The organism is Candidatus Thiosymbion oneisti (assembly GCF_900092655.1).
Lineage (GTDB): Bacteria > Pseudomonadota > Gammaproteobacteria > Chromatiales > Chromatiaceae > Thiosymbion > Thiosymbion oneisti.
In genome coordinates, this window is sequence record NZ_FLUY01000766.1 from 13215 (window position 1) to 29802 (window position 16588).

12 protein-coding genes and 2 pseudogenes are annotated in these 16588 nt (G+C 62.5%); 8 read left to right on the forward strand and 6 right to left on the reverse strand.

Annotated features, from left to right (window positions below; translation table 11 throughout):
* Positions 1-373: 373 nt before the first annotated feature.
* Positions 374-5041, reverse strand: a complete 4668-nt coding sequence (locus tag BQ17_RS21645) for a DEAD/DEAH box helicase (RefSeq protein ID WP_176722351.1) — start codon at positions 5039-5041, stop codon at positions 374-376.
* Between the two features lie 359 nt (positions 5042-5400).
* Here BQ17_RS21645 and BQ17_RS08240 point away from each other — a divergent pair, with 359 nt between their 5' ends.
* On the forward strand, positions 5401-6087 hold the full coding sequence (locus BQ17_RS08240; protein WP_089726034.1) for a YiaD family glycine zipper/OmpA-like lipoprotein: 687 nt from the start codon (positions 5401-5403) through the stop codon (positions 6085-6087).
* 390 nt (positions 6088-6477) lie between these two features.
* Here BQ17_RS08240 and BQ17_RS08245 read toward each other — a convergent pair whose 3' ends face one another.
* On the reverse strand, positions 6478-6954 hold the full coding sequence (locus BQ17_RS08245; protein WP_089726036.1) for a group I truncated hemoglobin: 477 nt from the start codon (positions 6952-6954) through the stop codon (positions 6478-6480).
* Positions 6955-7367: 413 nt separating this feature from the next.
* On the opposite strand from BQ17_RS08245, the gene cobT reads away from it, so the two are divergent.
* Both cobT and tsaC read left to right on the forward strand, forming a co-directional pair.
* Positions 7368-8429: a nicotinate-nucleotide--dimethylbenzimidazole phosphoribosyltransferase gene (gene cobT, locus BQ17_RS08250; RefSeq protein ID WP_176722353.1), complete on the forward strand. Its 1062-nt coding sequence runs from the start codon at positions 7368-7370 to the stop codon at positions 8427-8429.
* Positions 8430-8453: 24 nt separating this feature from the next.
* A pseudogene (gene tsaC / locus BQ17_RS08255) lies at positions 8454-9019 on the forward strand (L-threonylcarbamoyladenylate synthase type 1 TsaC).
* 36 nt (positions 9020-9055) lie between these two features.
* Here the strand turns inward: tsaC and BQ17_RS23275 are convergent.
* From BQ17_RS23275 to tagH, 4 genes and pseudogenes are all read right to left on the reverse strand, one after another.
* On the reverse strand, positions 9056-9283 hold the full coding sequence (locus BQ17_RS23275; protein ID WP_424945083.1) for a Uma2 family endonuclease: 228 nt from the start codon (positions 9281-9283) through the stop codon (positions 9056-9058).
* Positions 9260-10266, reverse strand: a pseudogene (locus tag BQ17_RS08260) (IS5 family transposase); the annotation flags it as partial. The pseudogene BQ17_RS08260 and the gene BQ17_RS23275, both read right to left, overlap by 24 nt.
* Positions 10267-10339: 73 nt before the next feature.
* Positions 10340-10471 carry a hypothetical protein gene (locus BQ17_RS21650; RefSeq protein WP_165741680.1) on the reverse strand — a complete coding sequence of 44 codons (132 nt, stop codon included), beginning with the start codon at positions 10469-10471 and terminating at the stop codon, positions 10340-10342.
* A gap of 458 nt (positions 10472-10929) precedes the next feature.
* On the reverse strand, positions 10930-12735 hold the full coding sequence (tagH, locus tag BQ17_RS08265; RefSeq protein WP_141699168.1) for a type VI secretion system-associated FHA domain protein TagH: 1806 nt from the start codon (positions 12733-12735) through the stop codon (positions 10930-10932).
* Between the two features lie 268 nt (positions 12736-13003).
* Here tagH and BQ17_RS08270 point away from each other — a divergent pair, with 268 nt between their 5' ends.
* The 5 genes from BQ17_RS08270 to cfa all read left to right on the forward strand — a co-directional run bounded on the left by BQ17_RS08270 (position 13004) and on the right by cfa (position 16558).
* Positions 13004-13753, forward strand: a complete 750-nt coding sequence (locus BQ17_RS08270; protein ID WP_089726042.1) for a hypothetical protein — start codon at positions 13004-13006, stop codon at positions 13751-13753.
* Between the two features lie 29 nt (positions 13754-13782).
* Positions 13783-14037, forward strand: coding sequence for a hypothetical protein (locus tag BQ17_RS08275; protein ID WP_089726044.1), 255 nt, complete (start codon positions 13783-13785; stop codon positions 14035-14037).
* A gap of 202 nt (positions 14038-14239) precedes the next feature.
* Positions 14240-14905 (forward strand): septation protein A, encoded by a 666-nt coding sequence (locus BQ17_RS08280; protein WP_089726047.1) that lies wholly within the window; start codon positions 14240-14242, stop codon positions 14903-14905.
* Position 14906: 1 nt separating this feature from the next.
* Positions 14907-15209 carry a YciI family protein gene (locus BQ17_RS08285; protein WP_089726049.1) on the forward strand — a complete coding sequence of 101 codons (303 nt, stop codon included), beginning with the start codon at positions 14907-14909 and terminating at the stop codon, positions 15207-15209.
* A 176-nt stretch (positions 15210-15385) separates the two neighbouring features.
* Entirely contained in the window at positions 15386-16558 is a 1173-nt protein-coding gene (gene cfa, locus BQ17_RS08290) for a cyclopropane fatty acyl phospholipid synthase (RefSeq protein ID WP_089726050.1), read from the forward strand.
* Positions 16559-16588: the final 30 nt, after the last annotated feature.

Sequence of the window (16588 nt, forward strand, 5' to 3'; positions counted from 1 at the left end):
TTACCCGCATGTTAGGCGATTGCCTCATGTCAGTCGATGGGCACGCTTCGCTTGGTGCATCCTGCAAGCAACCGTGGTCTGGAGGTCTCCGTGGAATGACCAAAGTCCTGGACTATCTTGATAGGCGTTTGCTTTGCCCATCCTACGGGCTGTCATCTCGACCGGAGGGAGAGATCCTGGACCGTAAAATCAGGCACATAATTCACAAGATTTCTCGCTTCGCTCGAATTGCGTTTCTCCAATCGATACGCAGCCGGGCAGGTCTGGAGAATACACTGAATAACCGGTTTCCGTCTTCTCGAATATGATTAAATACTTCATTGTAATGTAACAAAGTGCAACTATAACGTACCACAAATCTTTTCCGCTGCAATCACCACCCGCGCCCTACCATTTTCCGGTGTTTGACGCTATCCCTACTCTTCCGCTCCTGGGTCAGGAGTTGCGCGTACTTGCGTTCCTCCTCGGCGCGCGGGGTGATAAAAAACCGTATCTCACCGTTGATCCTGGCGGCCACCGGGATACCCTGGCGATACAGGACCCGGTTGCCGAGGATGGCGGCGACCCGCTCCCCAGGGGTAAGGACACCGGTGAGGTTGACCGGATCCGTGGCGCTGACGACCACCGGGGATTCAGGGCCCGGCTCGCGGTGGCGGCGCAGGGCGGCGACGGCCTCCGGGTGGGCGAATTGCTCGCCGCTGAAGCCGGTGACGAAGCGTCCGCCGCGCACCTCGCCCCTGGCCTCCAGGCGCCAATAGGCACGCAGCAGCTCGCGCCAGGGCGGCAGGCCCCGTTCGCGTTCCAGGATCCGGCGCATCACCAGGCCATAGCGTTGGATCAGCTGGTGCGCTAGTTTCTCCAGCCGGACACTCTGCGCTGCCGGCGACTCGGGTTGGGCACCGGCGCCCGGTGTGGGCAAGGCGTCCCAGCGCCCGGCCCGGTCGATGGGGTCGATGGGGTCGATGGAGCTATTACCGCGCCGGCGGCGTGTGGTGACACTGCTTGCCGCCGGCGCGATCAGGGCACGCAGGCCGGCGAAGCCGTCCGCGGTGACCCGGCCGGCGGCCACCAGCTCACCGAGGGCGGTTGTGACCTCGGTACGCAACCGGCCGCTGTCGCTCACCAGATCGGCGAAGAAGCGGGCGCCGCGGGTCTGGAGCAGATCCAGCAGCAGCTCAGCGCGGGACGAGAGTCCGCTGGCCTCTGCCGGGCCGTCCGCTTGCCATAGGGCAACCGTCTCGCGGCGCAGAATAGCGATGGGGGTGGTGCGTATCGGGGTCTTACCCCCCTGGCCCGGATGCAGTCTGAGCCAGAGATAGCGACCGCTGACCGTCAGGCTATCGAGCAGATCCGGGGTGTAGGCGGCAATGCGTGCAGGCAGGACCTCGGCCTCCCAAGCGGCGGCGGGGATGCTGAAGCCGGCGAGCCGGTCGAGCACGGCGCCGGTGCCCTCGATACCCTCTACCCGGTTGCCGGCCAGGCCCTGCCAGTGGAGCAGGAAGCGCATGTAGGCCGCCGGGCTCACGGGGGCGATCGCCTTGCGCAGTCCCTCCACCGTATAGCGGTTGATCCGCGCCAGCAGTCGGCGCTCGCACCATTGCTCGCCGGCCAGGTCCGGGTCGAAGCGGCCGCGCACGGCAAAGCCTTCCTGCTCCAGCGCCGCCAGGGCCTGCTCCAGGTCACTCACGGGCAGATCCAGCGGGCGGGCGAGATCCGCGGCCCGGACCGGTCCCAGGCACTCCAGGCGGCTACGGATGACTTCACGCAGGGCGTGATCCCGGTCCGCAGGGAGGGTGTCGCAAAAGGCATCGGTCACCTTTCGATCCCTTCTCCCTAGATCCCTCGCCTGCTCGGGACAGGCTCCCTCTCCCTGGGGGGAGGATGTCGCAAAAAATGACGCTCTTTGTAGGATGCGGTGAGCCGCCAGGGACGGCGGCGAACCGCATCGATGGATGGCGGTGTGTTCCACCAAGTTGGGCATGGCACTATCCAACGATGCGGTTCGCGGCCTACCCGCCCCGTCCCTGGGGCGGGGCAGGCGCTCACCACATCCTACGGGCTCGCGCAGGGCGCTGTCTCGATCCCCTCTCCCCAACCCCTCTCCCGGTGGGAGAAGGGCTTTTGTGACCCGCTCCGCGGGAAACGGGATGCTCGATGGGATGCCGGCGACGATGGTTGGATCCAGGGGACAGACGGCGGCCAGCTCGGGCAGCCGTTCGGTGGCACACAGGATGACCGTGCCCCTCGGTATCTCCAGACGCACCGCGCGCTGCTCCGCGGCGAGCCGGGCAAAAAAACCCGTGCCGGCGCCCAGCTCGTCCCAGGTCAGGAATCCGGCCAGCAACAAGGCGTCGTGGAGTTCGTCCGGGTCAGTAATACTCGGCCAGGCCTGCTCGCGTATCTTGGCCACGGCGGCCGGGTCCGGACGGGCGAGCCGCGCGGCTTGGTCCTGGTCGATCAGACCCCGGGTACGAACAGCCAGGGTGCGCCGCTCCTCGGCGGGAGTGTCGTCGAGAAAGGCGTAGGGACGCGCGCCGATGACCTCTTCGGCCAGGGGCGAGGGCGCGGCCAGGTCGCGGGCGATCACCTCGACCGCGCCGGACTCGATGCGCGCAAACAGGCGTTCCAGGCCTGCGGTATCCATGACCTCGGTGAGGCAGTCCCCCAGGGTTTGAGTGACCAGGGGATGATCCGGGATCTCGCGCTCACCCTGGATGTTTTCGAGGCACGCGAGCTGGTCGGGAAAGATGAGCGCCACCAAATCCTCGGCCGCGGAGCGTTGGAACTGGGGCGGCACCTTGCTGCCGCCGCGGTAGCGTCGTACCGCCAGGGCGGTAGTAGCGTTCCAGCGCCAGTGGGTGCCGAACAAGGGGACATCGAGCAGGGCCTGGGTCAGCAGCCGGTGCACCGTATCGCTCTTGAGGAAATGTTGAATGTCTTCCAGGGCAAAGCTGTGCACGGCGCCCAGGGAGAGGATGATACAGTCGTCCAGCGCCGCGGCCTGGAGCTCGAAATTGAAGGTGCGACAGAACCGCTTGCGCAGGGCCAGCCCCCAGGCACGATTGAGGCGCGAGCCGTAGGTCGAGTGCACCACCAGGTGCATATCGCCGACCTCGTCGAAGAAGCGCTCGAGGACGATCCGGTCCTGGGTGGGCAGCAGGCCCAGGGCCGCCTGGGCGGCCCCGTAATAGACCAACAATTGGTCGGCTGCCGCGGGCTCCAGGCCATAGGTATCCAGGAGCCAGGCCCGGGCCTGGTCAACCCCCGCCTCCAGCCGCTCCGCAATCCCGGCGCGCAGCGCGGAGACGCCCGCCGAGAGCAGGTCGTCGCGTCCCGGCGCCTCGCCGAACCAGAAGGGGATGTTGGGCGGCTGACCCCTGGCATCTTCCACTAGCACCTGGCCTGACTGCACCCGCAGGATGCGGTAGCTGGTATTGCCGAGCTGGAAGATGTCGCCGGCCAGGCTCTCGAAGGCAAAGTCCTCGTTCAGGGTGCCGATGCGCACGCCCTCGGGCATCAAGAGGACATCATAGTCGAACTGATCCGGGATAACGCCGCCGTTGGTAATGGCGGTCAGGCGCGCGCCCTTGCGTCCACGTAGCCGGCCCCCGATCCGATCACGATAGAGATAGGCGGCGCGGCGCCCGACCCGGGTCGAGAAGCCGTCGGCGAGCATCTGTAGGACCTGATCGAAGGTGGCGCGGGAGAGTTCCCGGTAGGGCCAGGCCCGACGCAGGCGATCGAACAATCCCTGCTCATCCCAGTCCTGGGCGGCAACCTCGGCGACGACCTGCTGGGCCAGCACATCCAGGGGTTGGTGAGGGAGCCGGATGCGGTCGAGCCGGCGCGTCCGCGCCGCCGCGAGCAGGGCGGTACACTCGGCCAGGTCATCGCGGGACAGGGGAAACAGCCGGCCCTTGGGAGTGGCCGCCAGGGCATGGCCAGAGCGGCCGACCCGTTGCAGCAGGGCGGCCACGGACCGCGGCGAGCCGAGCTGGCACACCAGATCGATGTCGCCGATATCGATGCCGAGCTCCAGGGATGCGGTCGCCACCAAGGCCCGCAGCGCACCGGCCTTGAGTCGGTCCTCGGCCTCGCAGCGGTGCTCCCGCGCCAGGCTGCCGTGATGGGCCATGACCGCACCCTCGCCGAGGCGCCCGGAGAGGTGGTGCGCCACCCGTTCGGCCAACCGCCGGGTATTGACGAAGATCAGGGTCGTGCGGTGCTCCAGGGCGAGGGCCGCCAGGCGGTCGTAGAGCTCGCCCCACACCTCCCCCGCCATCACCGCCTCCAGGGGCGAGGCGGGGACCTCCAGGCCGAGATCCAAGGGACGGCTATGGCCCAGATCGATGATTGCGCAGGGCATCTCCCGGATGCCGAGGAGAAAATGTGCCATGTCCGTGACGGAGCCCTGGGTCGCGGAGATCCCGATGCGCTGCAGCGGCTGCCCGGTAAGGACTTCCGGGGCAAGGGCCTCCAGTCGCTCCAGGGACAAGGCCAGGTGAGCGCCGCGCTTGCTGCCGGCCAGGGCGTGGATCTCGTCCAGGATCACCGTCCGCACCGTTTTGAGCATGTCGCGCCCCGAGGCCGAGGTCAACAGGATGTAGAGGGACTCGGGCGTAGTCACCAAGATGTGTGGCGGAAGACGACGCATCCGCTCGCGTTCGGACTGGGGGGTATCGCCGGTGCGTACCCAGGCCCGGATCTCCACCGGCGGTAGGCCCCGCGCCGCCAACTGGTCTGCGATGCCTAGTAGTGGCCGTTGCAGATTGAGCTGGATGTCGGTAGACAAGGCCTTCAGGGGCGATACATAGAGCACCCGGGTGTGGTCGGGTAGACCCCGCTCCAGGCCCTCGCGCAACAGACCGTCGATGACGGCGAGAAAGGCCGCCAGGGTCTTGCCCGAGCCGGTGGGTGCCGCCAACAGCGTGTGCCCACCGCGTGCGATGGCCGGCCAGGCCGCGGCCTGGACCGGGCTCGGCGTATTGAAGCTGGTCCGAAACCAAGCCCCGACGGCGGGGTGAAACAGGGAGTCGCTCATCGGCAACCGGTGTTGGAATCAGCAATTCTGGGTAGTGGTAAATTTTTAAGTGGTAGCGTAGAAGGGTTCATTATGCTCCATCTCTTTTTTGATCCCCTCTCCCCAGCCCTCTCCCGGAGGGAGAGGGAGTGGCGCGTGGCGTGCCCAACACGCCGCTAGTGGCTATGCTTCTATTTAGACCTTAACCACTACCCAATCTGAAGGGTCTGGATAACTTTAGCATCTTCCTGTGCGCTTCATATGGCGACTGGCGAACCGAAAAGAGCGCGGGCAGAATCCTGCTTTGATACTATTCCACCCAAGCCGTACAAAGTGCTACGGCGATTCTTTCATAGGATTTCTTGGCAGGAGATCGATCGATGAACAAATCTTGGATGAAGCCCGGTGCCACACTCTTTGCCGGCAGCCTGTTGCTGGTCGCTTGTGCCACCGACGAGTACGGCAACCGGCGGCCACTTACGGAGACCCAGGCAGGGGCCGCCATCGGCGTCATTACCGGCGCCGCCGTCGGCGCCGCGGTAGCGGACAAATCGGCCAAGGGTGCCGTGATCGGGGCGGTGGGAGGCGGCTTGGCCGGCGGCCTGATCGGCCACTACATGGAGCAGCAGCGCCGTGACTTCGAGAAGCTGCTGGCCCCGGAGATTGCCGCCGGCGTCATCCGCGTCAAGCCCCTTCCCGACGACCGGTTATTGGTCGGAATGACCAGCGAGACCACGTTCGAGATAGATTCGGACCGGATCAAACCCGGCTTCCACAGCACCCTGGACAAGATCTCGGGCGTCGTAAACAAGTACGGGAAGACCCGGCTCACCATCGCCGGCCATACCGACAGTACCGGCTCGGCCGCGCACAACCAGGGGCTATCGGAACGGCGTGCCCAGGCGGTAGAAGGCTATCTGCTCAGTGAGAGTGTGTATCCCGGCCGCCTCAGTGCCATCGGTTACGGCGAGGACCAGCCTATCACGAGTAACGAGACCGAAGAGAGTCGCCGTCGCAACCGCCGGGTGGACATCACTATCATTCCCATAACCACGGAACAATCCTGAATGATTTGGCGTTGTTTGGAGGGAAAAAATCCCTCCTGCGTCGGGACAGGGTTTGACGGGTTGCGTTCGACGCCTAACGGCTTGTCGATCTCCTTCGGTGTCCGTGCCGGCGTCTTAACGCAACCTACGCCCAGATTACCCCCCGCGCTGCCTGTATGCGCGGACCTCGCTTTTTTGTGGCTGTCGGTGTTGCAACGCGGTTCCAGACCCTGGCTGCTTCGATTGACATCAGCCGCAACAGATGTCGTGCGGCACGAATCTTGGCCTCATCCGCCTTCTATACTCTGTTGAATTCCGGGATATTGTGAGGATTGGTCTGCTCCAAGTGCTTGATGGCCTCGTCCTAATAACTCATGGCCTCTCCTGCTTTACCAAGTGTGAAAAGCGGTTTCACTCGGTAACGGCGATCTCCTTCTTCATGCCCTCGACGATGGCCATCAACTCGTCTTGCTCCTTTGCGGGCACCTCATAGTTGTTCATCACTCGGCGGAGGTCCGCCATCGTGGCCTGCCACTCCTTTTCGTTGATTTTGAGATGACCATGGGACTCTTTCATACTGCGGCCCGTATACTCACATGGACCTCCCGTCTCCCGGCAAACCATAGCCGTCAGGTGATACTTCAGGCCGGCCGCCGGCACACGGACCTTGGCTGCCTTGATCGCCGGGTTGGCATTGAGCACATCGTTTACCAGCAACAGATCGATGAATTCATCCACCACGGCAGCGATTGGATACACCCCGCCGAGCCTGTCGTAGAGGGGTTTGTCCGTCTGTTTCTCAGCGGCTTGGGCGAGACCTTGCGCAAGCAATGCAACCAAAATGCTCCCGAGTAGGGCTGTTCTTATGGAAGCGCGCGATTTGAGCATGCTATTTCTCCTTTGATTTAGCGATTGGGAACTGGAACGGTGATTATACTGCTGCCAGATATAAGGTGAATGCTTTCACAATCTCCGGAGTCCGGGAACGAACAAGATAATCTGGCCGATGTGGTTCGCTGCGCTCACCACATCCTTGTATGTTCTGTTTCCAAGGGAAAGCCAAGGATGGGGTATAAAGGGATTTGATGGAGCGTACCTGGGAAGCCGTTACATCCTACGGATCCTTCTGGAACCCTCCGCCGAGGATAGATACACTGCTGTTGTTCCCGCACTGCCGGGGCGTATCAGCGAGGGAAAACCCTTATGGCCTACTACTTGTTCTCTGGCCCGTGGAGCACACGCTGCGGCAAGCCGGTCTCGACCAGCGTCCGATTGTCGTCCGTTTCCGGGAGGCGGTTGCCGTGAGTTGGCTGTCCAAGCCCGTGCGGCCCCTGGACGAGGATGCACGCCACGTCGCCGCCAGACGGCAGGTAGGGCTGACCAAGCCACCGGGATCGCTCGGGCGGCTCGAAGAGATCGCGATCGCATTGGCGGCGATGCAGGGCGAGGTCTACCCAACGGTCGATCCGGTCCGGATCCTGGTCTTCGCCGGCGATCATGGGGTCGCCGACGCCGGGGTCTCGGCCTATCCCCAGAGCGTGACGGCCCAGATGGTGACCAACATGGCAACGGGAGGTGCCGCGATCTCGGTGCTGGCCGAGGCGCTTGCTGCTGACCTGGAGCTGATCGTGCTCGGCACCGTCGGGGAGATTGCCTGTGATCCGGTGCCGCCGTCGGTGCGGCTGGTCGGTGTCGCCCCGTCCACAAAGGACTTTTCGCGCGAGCCGGCCATGTCGAGCGCCGAGCTCGACGCCTGCCTGGCTGCCGGGCGTGCGGCGGTCGAGCGTGCGGTTAACGACCGGGATTGCCGGCTGGTAATCGGCGGCGAGATGGGGATCGGAAATAGCACCGCGGCCGCGGCGCTGGCCTGCGCCTTGCTGGGGCGCCCGGCCTCTGAGCTGACCGGTCCCGGCACCGGCCTCGACGCCGCCGGTATCGCCCGCAAGGCGGCCTTGATCGAACGCGCCCTGCACCTGCATCGGATCGCGCCGGATACCCCCCTCGAGGCCCTGCGTCGAGTCGCCGGTTTTGAGATCGCGGCCCTGACCGGGGCCTATCTGGGCGCGGCCCAGCTGGGGATTCCGGTGCTCGTTGACGGTTTCATCGCGACCAGCGCGGCCTTGGCCGCGACCCGTATCCTATCCGGGGCGCGGGACTGGATGCTGTTCGGACACAGCTCCTGCGAGCCGGGCCATGCGATCCTGCTCGCGGCGCTCGGCGCCGAGCCGCTGCTGGATCTGGGGTTGCGGCTCGGGGAGGGCAGCGGCGCCGCGTCCGCGCTGCCCTTGCTGCGTCTCGCCTGCGCCCTGCACCGGGAGATGGCGAGCTTTGCCGAGGCCGGTATCGACGGGGCCTTGCTCTAACGGATACGGACGTGACCACCGAGCTTGAGAGCTTGCCCGGACGCTACAAGCTGCGGATGGCTGCCCACTGCATCCGGGGCGGCGGCATCCTCGCCTACCCCACTGAGGCCGTCTATGGTCTCGGATGCGATCCCTGGGACCGGGCTGCGGTACAACGCCTGCTCGCCATCAAGCGGCGCCCCGAGCACAAAGGGCTGATCCTCATCGGCGCCGATTTCGCCCAGCTCGAGCCCTTCGTAGAGCCGCTGGACGCGGCCCGCATGCAAGCCGTCCTTGCGACCTGGCCCGGCCCGAACACCTGGCTGCTGCCCACCCGTGCCGGCATGCCGGACTGGCTCCGGGGGCGGCATGCGACTCTCGCCGTGCGGGTCACCGCCCACCCCATCGCCGCAGCCCTGTGCACGACTGCCAGCAGCGCCCTGGTATCCACCAGCGCGAATATCAGCGACCGTCCGCCGGCGCGTACTCCCCTCCAGGTGCGGTTGACCCTCGGTCACCAGGTGGATCTCGTTCTGGCCGGCCACTGCGGGACCCGCGCCCGTCCATCCACCATCCGCGACGGGCGCACCGGTGCGGTCATTCGAGCTTGAGGTATCAAACCCGACCAGCTCTAAAGGACCCGATGCTCAAGGCAACAGGGCCGCGATTTCGACCCGCAGCGCCAGCGCCGTCAGGAGGGAAATGGTCTTGCCCGCGGTGAGCAGAGTACGTTCGGCGTAGGCGCCATGGCTCGGTCTGCGGTAGACCTCCAAACGGCGGTCGCGCAGGCTCAGGATCCAGTATTCGGGGATGGCGTTACGGGCATAAGCGGCGGCCTTGTTCAGTCGGCCTTTGGTGAGCTGGAGGTAACGCATGAGGTTATAGGTCAGGTTCATGAGGCCGATCTTGACTTCGGCACGAGCCAATCCGATGGTGCGGATGAATTTCCCTTTCATGCTGTTTTCCTGAACGCCGAAGATGTGTTCGACACGGGAGCGGATCTTGGAACGTTTGCGATGGTTGGCTTGCTGCTCGTCACTGAGCGGGTGGGCACGGTGTCCTTTTTCGTTGATGTGGCTGTCGTAGCCGGCGTCCTCCAGCACCCGTTCCGTTTCCTCACTGCGGTAGGCACTGTCGGCCCAGACGCCCGGATCTTCGTTGTCGGGGTCGAGGAGGGCGTCGAGGACGCGGCTGTCAGGCACGTTAGCCGGCGTGGCCTCGAAGGTACGGATGAGCTTGTGCTTGGCATCGACACCGAGGTGGTTTTTGTCGCCGAAGGACTGTTTGCCCCGCTTTCCCGTCCAGCGTCCCGCCACGTCTTTCTGCGCCCGCTTGGCCCCGCTCCAATCGGCCGCAACTTCGCCTTCCTTGATTCGCCGGTTTTCTTCGCGGTGGTTGCGTTGAATGGGCACCGGGACGATGGTGGCATCGATGAGCTGTCCTTGCCTGGCCTGGAAACCCGCCGTGGTCAGAAAGTCGCCGAAGCGATCGAACAAAGTGTCGATCAACCCCCGCTCCTTGAGGCGTTAGCGAAAGCGCCAGACTGTGGTGGCATCCGCAACCGCATCCTCGAGGCCTAAACCGAGAAAGCGCACGAATGAAAGCCGATCCCGAATTTGATACTCGACCTGTTCATCCGCCAAGTTATAGAGTGTCCGCAGGATCAGGATCTTGAACATCAACAGGACATCGAACGGTTTGCGACCCGCATTGGATTTGCGTCCCGTTCGTGGACCGGCTCCAGCAGGGGACGAAAGATCTCCCACGGGATCGCCGCGACCAGCCGCTCCAGTGGGTCGCCCAGCTGGCTGATGCCCTGTAACCGGTTTTCTTGGTCGAAGAAGCTACACTGGCCCAGAGGTTTGCTCGCCTGTGGTTCCTAGGTCGGATGGCTGAGAGTTTAACTCGAACCCCAGCCGCAACGGTATTTTTCAAGGTGCCCTCTGGTCTTGACGGGGATACGTGGTCAGTGTAAAGAGCGCCCCGGTGGCAAGCCCGCGGGCACTGCCGGTACCCTGTAGGGTCTCGTAGCCTGCGTGCAGCTCCTCCAGGCGGACCCGCACCGGCTCCTGCCGGCATCGCGTTGCCGGTAGCCGCCCGGATGGTCGTAGATTTCCAGCGCCGCATGGGGGTGCGGCTTGGGGTCGTCTAGAGGTGCGAATCGAGTTCCTGAATTATTTGGCGCGGCCTGGAGGACCGGACGTGTTGGGTTACGGCGCGTTCGACACCGTGCCCTCCGCGGCGTTTCTCCGTGCGCCTAACCCAACCTACACCCGACGCGAGGTCGGCGCGGACCGGCAACGCAGGGGTAATATGGGTGTAGGTTGCGTTAAGACGCCGGCACTGACTTGGCAGACGATCAGCAAGCCTTGGTGCGTCGAACGCAACACGTCAAACCCTGTCCCGACGCAGGTCGGTTCCGTTGGCTGAGGGGCATGGCTTGGTCCTTGGAAAAGGCAGCATAAACTGCGAATCACGCGAATTGGATGGTTCGTACCCACGGGAACATTCGCGTCGATCCCTAAGGCGATGTTTTGTCGTGGGGCCTGGCCTGTCTGAGGCGCGCTGCCTGATCTTCGTAGGCACGGGTGAAGGCGTCTCTGAACAGGTTCATGAAATCGTCGGCCGCATCCGCCGCAATCGCCTGGTAGGTTTCAGTGAAAAGGTCCCAATACTTTGCCTTGCGGGCCATCGGCATCAGGTTGTCGATGAAGGAACGGTCGCGAAACCGTTTTTCCAATTCCGCCGGGTCCAGGCGTTTCAACAGCGCATGGAGCGCCGCGCGGAGACCGGCGACGAGTGCCATCTCGTGGCACTGGATGTCGTCGAAGGCCTCACGGGTCGCTTCCAGGGGCGGCAAGAAACCACGGCTCGGTCGAAACAGCAAGTGAGCGAGGGCGTCTCTTGGGTCGACCGAGAACTTGAAGGGATTGTTTTCCGTCGCCTGGATCCTGGTCATCTCCAGACGTAGCTCGTTCTTGAAGCTGGCCCGACCCATCAGGACCCGCATCAGCCCCTCGGTCATCGCCCGCAAGAGCAACCCCGTGGTCCGCATAAGTTCGGCTTGGGCCTGCCGATCGGCCGGTAGTTCTCCGGTGTCCAATCCCGTGAGGAAGGCCTGGAGTGCATCCGTCTCGCTGGCTATGGTAGGCGCTGATCGTGTTTCTTGGGTCCTTTCACCCGAGGGAGGGGTCGGTACCGGTTGCCCCTCGCGTGGGGCCGGGTTCGGAGCGATCGAGGCAGTCGGAAACTCAGGGCTACCGGTATGGAGGGCCGGCTTCGGAGCGGTTAGTGCAGGTGAAGACTCGGGGCCACCGAGGCAAGAAGCCGGGTCCGAAACGGCTGAGGCAATCGGAGGCTCAGGACCACCGGTCGGTAAGTTCCACTCTTTTTGCTCCTCAAACGGAAGCGGGTCCGGAGTGGCTGGAGTAGACGGAGACTCGGGGTCACCAACATGGAGGACCGGCTCTGGAGCGGTTGGTGCAGATGAAGACTCGGGACCACCGACGGGGAGGACCGGGTCCGAAACGGCTGGGACAGATGGAGACTCGGGGCCGCCGACGGGGAGGACCGGGTCCGAAACGGCTGGGACAGATGGAGACTCGGGGCCGCCGGTCGGTAGGTCCTGTTCTCCGGGTTGCGGGCGCGATGCATCCGCCCAGATGTCATAGTCCTCCGGAACTGCTTCGGGCGGACTGTAGGAGGCGTTCCAGTCGGGGGTATGATCCGGCTCCGTCGCCGCAGCCGGGGCCCTGGAAGACTCGCGCTCGGGCCTAAGCGTCCGGTGCCCCTCTTCCGAGGGCGCCGACATCAGCCAGTCGTCAGGCCCTGCGGATGCTTCCTGGCTTGCCGCTGGGGGGGAGAACGGATCGCTTGCTGCCGATGTCTCTCCGACCAGATCCATGATATCAGGCACAGCGCCGCCGGACGGGGTCTGCGCATAGGACTCGAATTCGGGCCTACCGCCGGCAAGGGGGTCGATCGAAGCGACAGGTTGCGGTTGAGAAACCTCCTGGGAGACGCGGATTTCATAGGCACCGATGCTCAGCACGTCACCGTCATGAAGCTCGACCTCCTGACCCTCACGGAACGGTTCCGCGGCGTTGTTGACGAAGGTCCCGTTCTTGCTGGTATCCGTCAGAAAGAAGGCACCCTCGCGAAAGCTGATTCTGGCGTGCTGTCGCCCTACCCAACGCTCGGGGTCTGCAAGCGCCAGCTCATTATCCGGGTTGCGCCCGATGGTCCCGCCGGTGATGCCGATCCTCGCGGTCGGCGTCGACTGTGCAGGGCGATCTTGATAGCGGACAACGGTCAGAATCAATTCCATGGGGGAAAGTATAACCTTCACCGACCATTTCAACACGACCACGGCGAGACTTTTGATTAACCGCTGGGACGCAGGGAATGCAACGTAATTATTCAACCGGTGGTATTCTAGTTTTGTTGCTGCCGAGTATAGGCAACTTGAAAATTCCCTGTCATGGGGTTTTCAAGGCACCCTATAGATCAGAAACGACAAGCTTAGAACACCAGCTTGGAACGCTTGTCGAGATGGGCAGACGGCGCCCAAGCCTGCTGTTAAAATCAGTAGTCTTATGTTACCGCCGGTCGACATCGCCTATATCGCCGAAGCGCTCCGCATATACTCGGAGGCGCTCACCGAGGTACTCGAGGACCGGAATGGCGAAGCAGATCCCGATCCACGGGTCCTGTTGAAGGCCCTGAGCGATCTCTTCGATCACCTACGGCGACTCGAGGACGGCGCACCGGATCAGGTAGCGATGGATGGATTCACTCCACCGGCGTCGGCGGACCTCCACTCCCTGGGTAACTACGGCATCGACCTGTTGGCCCGCCTGGCAGCCCTCGCCGGTACTCTGTTAGCGCCACCAAAGGCCCGCGCTATTGAGGAGCTGGCACTGCCGCTTGCCTGCTGGATAGCCCGCCGCGGTGGAGAGCTTGGCTACCTCGAGCCAGTGGTCAACGGCGCGGCACATCTGGCCAATCGTCTGATGCGACCATCCGAGTTGGAGCAGCTTTACGGCCTGCTCACGGAGGTCGTCAATGCAGTCGACCCCCGAATCTCTCAGCACACGACCTCCGCGGACTCGTCCCGCCCGTGGCGGGTCCTGCTGCTCAATCGGGCCATCGTGGCGACGCGTAGCCATCAACCGGCGCTGATGGAGGAGGCCTTCGAGTCCGTCATCGAGTACCTACCTGAGGAGGCACCCACCTTCTTTCGTGAGGGAATGGAGCAGATGGACGCATTGAATTATCCATCCCAGGTCCGGGATCTGATGCAACGCTTCTACCAACAATGTTGTGGGCGGCGTGTGCTGCATTAGTTGGAACCGGTCAGAATGAGGAAAGACCCATGTTCAAACTATTCAAGAGGCTATTTCTGTTAATCTTTTCCCCCCATTTCTTCGCTGGCCTTAAAGCAGAAGAAGTTTTTGAAAAACAAGCACTGGAAAACTCCTGGATAGTAGAAAAAATCCCTCAAGACCAGACGAGTTTTGAAAAATATAGAAAGAGCGACAAGTCTATTAAAAGAGGAGATTATATTTGCAGAAACTGCAATAATTCTGAAGAGGTATTAGGCATTATAAAATCAAGAAGGGTAAATTAAAGTTCCAGGATAGTGCCCTGCCCAACATGGTATGGGACACGCCGCCATCCATTGATGTGGTTCGCCGCCGTCCCTGGCGGCTCACCGCATCCTACGGAGGGCGTCATCTTTTGCGACACCCTCTCCGGGAGAGGGGTTGGGGAGAGGAGATCGAAATGAACCTCTCTACTTTGACAACTTATAAATTCACCATCACCCACACATGAAATTCCTGATCGACTTCTTTCCGGTCCTGCTCTTTTTTATTGCCTACAAAGTCTACGACATCTACGCGGCTACGGCAGTGGCGATTGTCGCCTCGGCGGTCCAAGTGGGTTGGTTCCGGCTCAAGCACCGCCGTACCGAGACCATGCACCTGGTCACGCTCGGCCTGCTCATGGTTTTCGGAGGGCTCACCATCTTTTTGCAGGACCGTACCTTCATCATGTGGAAGCCGTCTATCGTCAACTGGTTGTTCGCGGCCGTCTTCCTCGGCAGCCACTTCATTGGTGAGCGTCCGCTCATCGAGCGCATGCTGGGCCAGGCGGTTAAGATGCCGCGTCACATTTGGCGCCGCCTGAATCTGGCCTGGTCCATCTTTTTCATCATCGCCGGGTTGGCGAATCTATATGTGGCCGGGCAATTCTTCACCGCCGAGCAGGCACTCGTCGCGGCTGCCGGTCAGCTGGAAGTCGATCTTGCCGCCTGCAGCGAGGTATCTTCCAAGGAGCTGCTCGAGCTGTGCATGGTGGCCCAGTCACGGGAGGAGACTTGGGTTAACTTCAAGCTCTTCGGTATGATGGGGCTGACGCTTGTCTTCGTGGTTGCCCAGGCATTCTATTTGGCCCGGCATATTTCAGATTCCGCGGCCTCGGAGGAGATCCACTAACATGTATTACGCCATCATTGCCAAGGACAAGGCGGACAACCTGAACGACCGGCTCAAGGCACGTCCGGCGCACCTGGATCGGTTGCGACAGCTACAGGACGCGGGCAGATTGCTGCTGGCGGGCCCGCACCCGGCTATCGACAGCGAAGATCCGGGAAGCGCCGGATTTACCGGCTCGCTGATCGTGGCCGAGTTTCCCGACCTCGAGGCCGCTCGTGCCTGGGCCGCCGCCGATCCTTATGTCACCGCCGGAGTTTTCACGGAGGTCACGGTAAAGCCCTTCCGCAAGGTTTTTCCGGAGTGAGCCCGGGATGAGCATGAAGCCGACAGATTTTTCGGGTATATAGAAACCTGATCCCAGGCCGGAAGGTGAAGCAGAAGAGCGCGGCCTTTCGGCGCAGCGCCGTCGGAAGATACGAGAAATCTGTACCACGGCAGACTATATGTGACGGATACCTATCGCAAACCGGGAACATTCGGATGGCTTCGGCACAGGATACGGCGATGGGGACCAACCATGGCCCCAAACCAGAAGACCGGGAGGTCCCCGGGGTCCTGATTCGGCTGCTGGAATTAGCCGACGTGCAGCTCAACGGCAGCCGGCCTTGGGATATTCAGGTCCACGATGCGGCACTCTATGACCGGGTTCTACGTCAGGGTTCCCTCGGTTTCGGCGAGGCTTATATGGATAATGCCTGGGATAGCAAGCGTTTGGATGAGACCCTCTATAAGCTGCTGAGCGCCCGCCTCAACACGATAAAGGGCTTCGGCAAGCTCCGGTTCTTAGGGGCATTCCTGCGTAATTTTCTGTTCAACCCTCAATCACGCAAACGCGCCTTCCAGGTCGGAGAACACCATTATGACATCGGCAACGATGTCTATGCGGCCATGCTGGACCCGACCATGAGCTACAGCTGTGGTTATTGGAAGGACGCCGCGGATCTGGAGCAGGCCCAGCTCGCCAAGCTTCGCCTCATCTGCGACAAGCTAGAGCTGAAATCCGGCGAGCGGCTGCTGGACATCGGTTGCGGTTGGGGGGGACTGGCCCGATTTGCGGCGCAGAACTACGGGGTAGAGGTAACCGGCATTACAGTCTCGAAGGAACAGCAACGCTTTGCCCAAGCGCGTTGTGTTGGTCTACCGGTCAGCATCGAGCTGATGGACTACAGGGACCTTAGAGGCCGCTTCGACAAGGTCGTCTCCGTGGGCATGTTCGAGCACGTAGGCCCCAAGAATTACCCGGCCTATTTCGCGACCGTCGGGCGGGTGATGGTGGCAGATGGGTTATTCCTACTTCACACTATCGGTGACTACGACCACCCGCGCGCCCCGAACCCCTGGATCGACAAGTACATCTTTCCCAACGGCCATGTCCCCTCGCTCCAGGAGGTCAGCAAGGCCATCGAGCACGACTTCGTCCTCGAGGATTGGCACAACTTCGGCCAGGACTATGACGCTACGCTCATGGCTTGGTGGAAGAACTTCGACCTCGCCTGGCCGCGGTTCGCCGACAGGTACGACGAGCGTTTCTATCGCATGTTCAAGTTCTACCTGAACGCCTGTGCCGGCTACTTCCGCTCCCGCCAGGGCCAACTCTGGCAACTGGTGCTGAGCAAATACGGTCGGCGCGAGATCTACCGCTCCATCCGTTGATAACCGATAGCCCGACTCTTTAAGGGCACC